This is a genomic window from Mycobacterium sp. 1165178.9 (assembly GCF_001673555.1).
Classification (GTDB): domain Bacteria; phylum Actinomycetota; class Actinomycetes; order Mycobacteriales; family Mycobacteriaceae; genus Mycobacterium.
This window is the reverse complement of record NZ_LZMB01000005.1, coordinates 1-8,445: the sequence shown is the minus strand read 5'-3', so window position 1 is coordinate 8,445 and position 8,445 is coordinate 1. Positions and strand designations below refer to the sequence as shown.

9 protein-coding genes are annotated in these 8,445 nt (G+C 65.3%); 8 read left to right on the top strand and 1 reads right to left on the bottom strand.

The genetic code is table 11. The features are described from left to right. Window positions 1-731 precede the first annotated feature (731 nt). Window positions 732-926: a long chain fatty acid-CoA synthetase Faa4p gene (locus A5652_RS00440; protein WP_067345359.1), complete on the top strand. Its 195-nt coding sequence runs from the start codon at window positions 732-734 to the stop codon at window positions 924-926. A gap of 4 nt (window positions 927-930) precedes the next feature. On the opposite strand, the gene A5652_RS00435 is transcribed toward A5652_RS00440, so the two are convergent. Beyond that, window positions 931-2,382 carry an aldehyde dehydrogenase gene (locus tag A5652_RS00435; RefSeq protein ID WP_067345355.1) on the bottom strand — a complete coding sequence of 484 codons (1,452 nt, stop codon included), beginning with the start codon at window positions 2,380-2,382 and terminating at the stop codon, window positions 931-933. Between the two features lie 184 nt (window positions 2,383-2,566). Between A5652_RS00435 and A5652_RS00430 the strand changes: the two genes are divergently transcribed. The 7 genes from A5652_RS00430 to A5652_RS00400 form a co-directional block, all read left to right on the top strand. Then, a complete protein-coding gene (locus A5652_RS00430) occupies window positions 2,567-3,835 on the top strand; it encodes an aromatic ring-hydroxylating dioxygenase subunit alpha (protein WP_067345352.1) in 1,269 nt (422 codons plus the stop codon). Beyond that, entirely contained in the window at window positions 3,832-4,167 is a 336-nt protein-coding gene (locus A5652_RS00425; RefSeq protein WP_197513669.1) for a hypothetical protein, read from the top strand. Before A5652_RS00430 ends, A5652_RS00425 begins: the two co-directional genes overlap by 4 nt. Beyond that, window positions 4,164-5,411 carry an amidohydrolase family protein gene (locus tag A5652_RS00420; protein ID WP_067345348.1) on the top strand — a complete coding sequence of 416 codons (1,248 nt, stop codon included), beginning with the start codon at window positions 4,164-4,166 and terminating at the stop codon, window positions 5,409-5,411. The genes A5652_RS00425 and A5652_RS00420 overlap by 4 nt, the downstream gene beginning before the upstream one ends. 11 nt (window positions 5,412-5,422) lie before the next feature. Continuing rightward, a complete protein-coding gene (locus A5652_RS00415; RefSeq protein ID WP_067345345.1) occupies window positions 5,423-5,875 on the top strand; it encodes a MarR family winged helix-turn-helix transcriptional regulator in 453 nt (150 codons plus the stop codon). A gap of 93 nt (window positions 5,876-5,968) precedes the next feature. Further along, window positions 5,969-7,063 carry a ferredoxin--NADP reductase gene (locus tag A5652_RS00410; RefSeq protein ID WP_067345342.1) on the top strand — a complete coding sequence of 365 codons (1,095 nt, stop codon included), beginning with the start codon at window positions 5,969-5,971 and terminating at the stop codon, window positions 7,061-7,063. 32 nt (window positions 7,064-7,095) lie between these two features. Beyond that, on the top strand, window positions 7,096-7,839 hold the full coding sequence (locus A5652_RS00405; RefSeq protein WP_067345341.1) for an SDR family NAD(P)-dependent oxidoreductase: 744 nt from the start codon (window positions 7,096-7,098) through the stop codon (window positions 7,837-7,839). 13 nt (window positions 7,840-7,852) lie between these two features. Further along, window positions 7,853-8,445: aromatic ring-hydroxylating dioxygenase subunit alpha (locus A5652_RS00400; RefSeq protein WP_156745067.1), on the top strand; the 593-nt coding region annotated here is incomplete at its 3' end.

Sequence of the window (8,445 nt, the reverse complement as noted above, 5' to 3'; positions counted from 1 at the left end):
GCTGCGGCCGCGATTGCTCCCACGATCGCGCAGATGAGCACCGTGACAGTCAGGACGGCGACGAGCAGACGGTGTGAACTGGCGGCCGCGCCGGGACGAGGTGCGATGACGGCCTTCCTAGAGCGATCCACGCCAACCATGAAATCCCCTCTGTTGTGACCCACGCAACATACCATCCCGAGATGTGGTCCACATCACACCGTGGCGCAGGTAGCGGATCCGCATGTCCGGTGCTCAGGCGCGAGACACGGCCACCACGGCCAGGCGAACTCCACCGGCGCCGGCCAGGTTCGCCGTCCGGTTCGGACAACGTTTTATAACGGGCGCTTGCAGCGGCGCCGACGCGGTTGCGTGCGAATGACGCGATCGACGGGCTCGTCAACCGTGCCGATCGCGCCCTGGATCTCGTCGGACCTGGCGTGTGAAACCGCTTCGGGCCGCGCGTAATTGAGCCACGCAACCGTCGGCCGGCCCATTCTCGGAGGGTCCGGCGCAACGAGAACGTCGAGTCCCGCGGCAACGTGGCGAAGCGCCATCCGCACCGACCGACAATTCAACCGTTATCCGGCTGAGATCGCCGATTAGGTTTTCGCCTCGATGCGGATTAATCTTGCCCGCGGTTCGTCCGCGACTCTCCGAAAGCAGCCATGTCTGTTCAGCCCACTCTGCTGCGCCGCCATTCGTTGCGCAGTGCCCGCCGACAGCGGGTCGCACCCCGCGTGAAGTGTCCGATGGTCGGTCAGTGCTTCGATATCGAAATCACCCGCGACGCGGGCGGATGGATGATCCGGGTTCCCGAGATCGGCAAAGCCACCCGCGCCAGCAGCCGGACCGCCGTGGAGCTGGCGGCACGCGAGTGCATCGCGACCTGGACCGGCATCCCCATCGGATATGTCGCCGTGTACGTCGCGAGCGAGACCAGCTAGTTACCTAGCCGCCCGGCGCGACCGCGATCGATTTGGTGTCGAGGTAACCGTCTAGCCCTTCGGGTCCGAGCTCTCGGCCGTAACCGCTGGCTTTGACGCCGCCGAAGGGCGCGAACGGGTCCATGGTGTAGCCCTGGTTGATCCCGACGGTGCCGGTGTGGATCCGCGTCGCGAGTGCCAGGGCCCGGTCGGTGTCGTTGCCCCAGACCGAGCCGGCCAACCCGTAGTCGGAATCGTTGGCGATCTGGACTGCCTGGTCCTCGTCGCGGTAGGGGATGACCGTGATGACGGGACCGAAAATCTCCTCGCGTGCGATGCGCATCGCGTTATCGGCGGCCGCGAACAGGGTCGGCTGCACATACCAGCCGCGGTCGAGTCCGCCGGGCATGTCGTCGCCACCGACGATCAACTGCGCCCCCTCCTGCCGGCCGAGGTTGATGTAGTCGCGCACGCGCTGTTGTTGGCGACGAGAGACCAGGGGACCGAGCTGAGTCTCGGGGTCGCTGGGGTCGCCGACGCGAAGGCCGCTCATCTCGGCGGCGAGCGCATCGACGTATTCGTCGTGACGGGCTTGAGGGACCAGCACCCGTGTCAGCGCATTGCAGATCTGACCGCTGTTGGACAGGCTGGCCGATCGCACCCCGGCGGCGACCTTGTCCGGCGCCGCGTCGTCGAGAACCAGGGCCGCCGACTTGCCGCCGAGTTCGAGGCTGACCTTGGTGAGGTTGGTCGCGCAGGCCGCGGCGACGGCGCGGCCTGCCGTGGTGGAGCCGGTGAAAGACACCTTGTCCACTCCACGGTGGGCAACGAGGTAGGCGCCGAGCGCGGCGTCGCCGGGTAGGACACTGACCACGCCCGGTGGCAGGCCGGCCTCCTCGAGGATCTCGCTTAAAAGCAGCGCATCCAAGGGGCTTTCGGGTGCGGGCTTGAGCACGACGGTGCAGCCGGCCAACAGTGCCGGCACCAGTTTGGTGACGATGAGGAATTGGGGCATGTTCCAGGGCACGATCGCCGCGACGACGCCGACGGACTCTTTGCGGACCAGCACGTCAGTGCCGAAGAACCCGGGCCTGCTTTCCTGCCATGGATGGCGCTCGGCCAGGTCGCAGAACGCGCGGATCATGAATGCGGGCAGGCCGACCTGGGCGCGCTGCGCGAAGCTGATCGGTGCCCCGATCTCGGCGCTGATGATGTTGGCCATCTCGGGGCGGCGCCGGTCGTAGATGTCGGCCAGCCGCCGCACGGCGGCGATCCGTTCTGACGGCTGGCTGCGGCCCCAGGGGGCCGAGGTCAGGGCTCCCCGGGCGGCGGCGAGCGCGGCGTCGACGTCGTCGGGCCCCGCGGCGTCGACCGCGGCGATGGGTTCCTCGGTGTGTGGTGAGATGACCTGCACGACGCCGGCCTGTGGCCGCGCCCGATCGCTTCTGGCGCTTCGCACTTCGAGGATGTGGTCCATGCCTGCCTCCCGAGGCCAATATCAACTACTTGCTATTGATGGGGTCGAGGATATACCGTCGGCCGTGACGGAGCTCTCGGGGATCGGTGAAACCGGTGCGCAGGCGGTTGTTCCGCGCAGACAGTACTGCGGCGAGGGCTGGGCGCCGAAGGTTCGGTGAGAGTGGACTGCTTAAGGAGCGATCATGGCTCGATTCCCCAAACCGCCGGAGGGCAGCTGGACCGAGCATTACCCCGAATTGGGCACCGATCCGGTGTCTTACCAGGACTCCATCAGCCCCGAGATCTATGAGCTGGAACGCGAGGCCATCTTCAAGCGGGCCTGGCTCAATGTCGGTCGTGTTGAACAGCTTCCGCGCAAGGGTAGTTATCTCACCCGGGAATTGAAGGTCGTCAACACGTCAATCATATTGGTGCGTACGACATCTGGCGATATCAAGGCTTACCACAATGTGTGCCGACACCGCGGCAACAAGCTGGTGTGGAACGACATGCCGCAGGAAGAAACGCGCGGCGTGTGCCGGCAGTTCACCTGCAAATACCACGCTTGGCGCTACGACCTGGACGGCAACCTCACCTTTGTACAGCAGGAGGAGGAGTTCTTCGACCTCGACAAGGGTCGCTATGGCCTGGTGCCGGTGCACTGTGACGTGTGGGAAGGCTTCGTCTTCGTCAACTTCGCCAAGAAGCCCGAGCAGTCGTTGCGAGAGTTCCTGGGGCCCATGATCACCGGGCTGGAGGGTTACCCCTTCGACAAGATGACGTCGCGCTGGTACTACCGCTCGGAAGTCAAGGCGAACTGGAAGCTCTACATGGACGCGTTTCAGGAGTTCTACCACGCGCCCGTGTTGCATGCGAACCAGTCGCCGACCGCGTATTCAAAGGCGGCCGCCGAGGCGGGTTTTGAAGCCCCGCACTACCGGCTGGACGGGCCGCACCGGCTGGTCAGCACCTCCGGGGTACGGGCCTGGGAAATGGCCGACGAGATGCGCAAGCCGATGGAGGACATCTGTCAAAGCGGGCTGTTCGGCCCCTGGGACAAGCCGGATCTGGGGCCGATGCCCGCCGGGCTCAACCCCGCGAAATGTGATCCGTGGGGCCTGGATTCGTTCCAGCTGTTCCCCAACTTCGTGATCCTGTTCTGGGGCCAGGGTTGGTATTTGACTTACCACTACTGGCCGACGTCCTACAACAGCCACCTTTTCGAGGGCACGCTGTACTTCCCGGCGCCGCGCACGCCGCGCGAACGGGTGGCCCAGGAACTGGCGGCGGTGTCGTTCAAGGAATACGGGTTGCAGGACGCCAATACCCTCGAGGCGACGCAGACGATGTTGCAATCCCAAGTGATCGACGAGTTCTTACTTTGCGACCAGGAGGTCCTGATCCGTCACCTGCACAAGGTGACCGCGGCCTGGATCGATGACTATCGCCGGACCTCCACGGCGGGAGTGTGAGCACGATGGCGATGCTGCCCCCGGAGTTCGCGGACCTCGAACGGTTTTCCGACTGGTGCCTGCCCAGCGAACCCGAACGCTACGCCAAGAGGCTGGCCAGCACGATGACGGAGATGAAGGCATTTTACGACGCGATCACCGCGCGGGCCGAAGAGGCTCTGACGTTCTGCGACAAGTTTTCTCTCGACGATTTGCCCGACGATGTACAGAATCTGATGCACCTGCTTTATTCCATGATCATGGTGTCGTTCCCGGTGGAATGCTGGAAACAGCCCCGCGTCCCTGATTCGGGTGCGTCGACGCTGGACTGCGTGTCCGAGCCGGTTCCATGACCACCGTGCTGCGCGCGGCGCGATGGGGCGATGTTGTGACCGGCCAGATTCATACGCCGGCGGAAGTCGTCATCGACGGCGAACGCATCACCGCGCTCAATCCTCAAGAGCCGCTTGCGGATTCGGCGACAGTTATCGACCTCGGCGACGTGACCCTGCTTCCGGGCCTGATGGACATGGAACTCAACCTGCTCATCGGCGGCCCCGGCGGCCCGCAGGGCCTGCCGGCGCCCATGCATGGCGTGCAGGACGATCCCGCGTATCGCACGCTGCGTGGCGCGGTCAACGCACGCACCACCCTGGAGGCCGGGTTCACCACGGTGCGCAATCTCGGCCTGATGGTCAAGACCGGGGGATATCTGCTCGACGTCGCGCTGCAGCGCGCCATCGACCAGGGCTGGCACGTCGGGCCGCGCATTTATCCCGCCGGCCATGCCGTCACACCGTACGGCGGGCATTTGGACCCAACGGTGTTCCAGCGGCTGGCTCCCGGGATCATGCCGCTCTCGGTGGCCGAAGGCATCGCCAACGGTGTTCCCGACGTGATCGCTTGCGTGCGTTATCAGATTCGGCACGGCGCCAAGCTGATCAAGGTCTCCGCTTCGGGTGGGGTGATGTCACACAGCACCGCACCGGGAGCCCAGCAGTACTCCGACGCCGAGTTCGCCGCGATCGCCGACGAGGCCCACCGGGCCGGAGTTCGCGTCGCCGCGCACGCCGTTGGGGACAGCGCCATACAAGCGTGCATTCGCGCCGGGATCGACTGCATCGAACATGGCTTCCTGGCCAGCGACGAGACCATTCAGATGATGGTCGACCACGGCACGTTCCTGGTGTCGACCACGTATCTGACCGACGCCATGGCCATCGACCGCATTGCACCGGAGCTGCGCAAGAAAGCGCTCGAGGTGTTCCCGCGCGCAAAGTCGATGCTGCCTAAGGCGATCGACGCCGGCGTGCGCATCGCATGCGGTACCGATGCGCCGGCTATCCCGCACGGCCAAAATGCCGAGGAGCTCGGCGCGCTGGTCGAGCGGGGCATGACTCCCGCGCAAGCGATCCGGGCGGCCACGGTGGTGGCCGCCGAGCTGATCGAGGCGAATGACGAGTTGGGCAGGCTGGCGCCGGGCTATCTGGCCGACATCATCGCCGTTCCCGGAGACCCTTTCGACGACATCGCCGCCACGCTCGACGTCCGCTTCGTCATGAAAAGCGGGCAGATCTACAAAAACTTCGCGGCGTAACGGAGGCGGGAATGGAACTCACCGACAACATCCTGTGGCTGCTGAAGCAGGCCTTCTATTATTCGCTGACCTCCATCAACGAGGCGATGCGCGAACACGGGGTGAGCACCGCCCAGATCGGTGTCCTGCGCCAACTGGCCAACGAACCAGGCCTGTCCGGAGCCGAATTGGCGCGGCGCCTGCTGATCAGCCCGCAAGGCGTGCAGCTGGCACTCACCGCCCTGCAACGTCGCGGCTTGGTGGAAAGAAAACAGGACCCCCAGCACGCGCGCATCCTGCGCGCCTACCTGACCGGGGAGGGCCGCACGGTCGCCGAAACGGTGGTCAACGACGCGATCGCCGCGCACCAGGAGGTGTTCGGTGTGTTGAACGAGCAAGAGCAGCGGACCCTGCGCGAATTGCTGGGCCGCGTCGTCGAAAAGGGCACCGGACATGAACTGTTCAACGACCACGTCGACGGCTGACCCCGCCCCGGCCGACGCGAGCGCGACCCTCGACGGGCGCCGCGAGTATCTAGTACTTGAGACTAATCGCAAGTAGTTGATACTGTGGCCGGGATGGGTGAATTTCGCGCGGCTGCGGACGCCGGCCCGGCGGCGGCGACCGACGCCGGTTTGGGCGGTGTCGATGTCGCTGCCTTGCCGGACGGCTTTGTGCCGCTGCGGATCAAGCGCGTGGTCGCCGAAACCCGCGATGCCGTGTCGATCGTTCTCGACGTGCCGCAGAGCAGCGCGGAGCGGTTCGGCTACCAAGCCGGACAGTTTCTGACGCTGCTGGTGACCGTCGGTGGCCGCGAGCATCGACGGTGTTACTCGATGTCGTCGTCACCCGCTCTGGGCGAGGATCTGCAGATCACCGTCAAACGCGACCGCGACGGTGTGGTATCGAACTGGCTCAACGACACGGCCGCGCCCGGCGATCAGCTGCCCGCCCTGCCGCCGCAGGGCCGCTTCGTCTTGCACGACAGCGACCGAGAGCTGATCGCATTCGCCGGGGGAAGCGGCATTACGCCGGTGTTTTCGCTTTTGCGTACGGCGCTGATGTCCGGCGAGCGCGCCACCCGACTGTTCTATGCCAACCGAAGCCGTGACGCGGTGATCTTCGACGAGGCGTTGGCGTCGCTCAGCACGCGGCATGCCGGTCGCTTCGTGCTGCACCATCATCTCGACGACAACAGGGGTTTCGTCACCCCGGCGGATATCGAGGCGTTCGTCCGGGACGCCGGCGACGCCGACGTGTACATCTGCGGGCCGAACGAATTCATGGAGACCGTGCGAACCGCCCTGTCCGCTGCGGGCCTGCCGGCCGACCGTCTGCACGTGGAGCATTTCGACGTGAACGACATTGCCGCTGCGTCGCCACCCGCAACGGAAGTGATCACCGACGAGGTCACCATCGTGCTGGACGGGGTTACGACAACCGCGTCGTACGATCCGGGCAACACGCTGCTGCAGACTGCCCGGATGGCCGGTCTGCGAACCCCGTCCTCGTGTGAGATCGGTTCGTGCGGAACGTGTATGGCCCGCCTGACGCGGGGGAGCGCCAGGATGATCAACAACGACGCGCTCGATCCGGATGAGGTCGAGGAGGGTTGGGTGCTGACGTGTCAGGCCCTGCCCACGAGTCCCACGGTGCGGGTGGTCTACGAGTGAGCGAGAAGGCGGTCGATGGTGGAGCGGGGTCGATGACCAGGGTGGCGGTGGTGACCGGCGGCGCCTCGGGTATGGGCGAGGCGACCTGTCATGAACTGGGCCGGCGCGGACTCAAGGTCGCGGTCCTCGATGTCAATGAGCATGCCGCACAACGCGTCACCGATGACCTGCGCGCGGACGGTGTGACCGCGCTCGGGGTGGGTGCCGACGTGACCGACCGGTCCGCCGTGGAGCAGGCGTTCGCGAAGGTGCGCAGCGAGCTGGGCCCGGTGACGGTCCTGGTGACCAGTGCCGGCATGTTCGACTTCTCGCCGTTCCTGGAGATCAGCGCCGAAACCTGGTCGCGGATCATCGATGTCAATCTCACCGGCACCTTTCACTGCTGCCAGGTCGCGCTGCCGGACATGGTGGAGGCGCGCTGGGGCAGGATCGTGATGATCTCGTCGTCGAGCGCCCAACGCGGTTCCCCGTTCGCCGCCCATTACGCGGCGTCCAAGGGGGCGGTGATCACGTTGACCAAGTCGCTGGCCCGCGAGTACGCGCCGCACGGAATCACGGTGAACAACATTCCGCCCTCGGGCATCGAGACTCCGATGCAGCACCGGGGCCAGGCCGCCGGATACCTGCCGTCCAATGAGGAGATCGCCGGCAATATCCCGTTGGGCTACCTGGGCACCGGGGCCGACATCGCCGCGGCCGTGGGGTTTTTATGTTCGGAGGAGGCACGGTACATCACCGGCCAGGTTCTGGGCGTCAACGGTGGAGCGGTGATGTGATAGTGAGGATTCGATGACCAGAGCAGGCAGGCCCCCGGAGGGCTCCTGGACCGAGCACTATCCCGAATTGGGAACCGGGCCGGTGTCTTTCAAGGACTCGACGTCTCGGGAGTTCTACGAACTCGAGCGCGAAGCGATCTTCAGACGCGCGTGGCTGAACGTCGCACGGATGGAAGAGTTCCCGCGCGTCGGCAGCTACCTCACCAAGGAGATCGAGGTCGTCGGCGTCTCGGTGATCCTGGTCAAAGGCAAGGACCAGCGCATCCGCGCCTTTTACAACGTGTGCCGTCACCGCGGAAACAAACTGGTGTGGAACGACTTTCCCGGCGAGGAGACCCGCGGCACGTGCCGGCAATTCACCTGCAAATATCACGGCTGGCGCTACGACCTGCAGGGCGCCTTGAAATTCGTCCAGCAGGAGTCGGAGTTCTTCGACCTCGATCTCGCGCAGTACGGGTTGCGTCCGGTGCACTGCGAGGTGTGGAACGGCTTCGTCTTCATCAACTTCGACCCCGAACCGCGCCAGAGCCTGCGTGAGTTCCTCGGTCCGATGATCACCGGCCTCGACGACTATCCCTTCGGCAAGCTGACCGAACGCTACGAGTG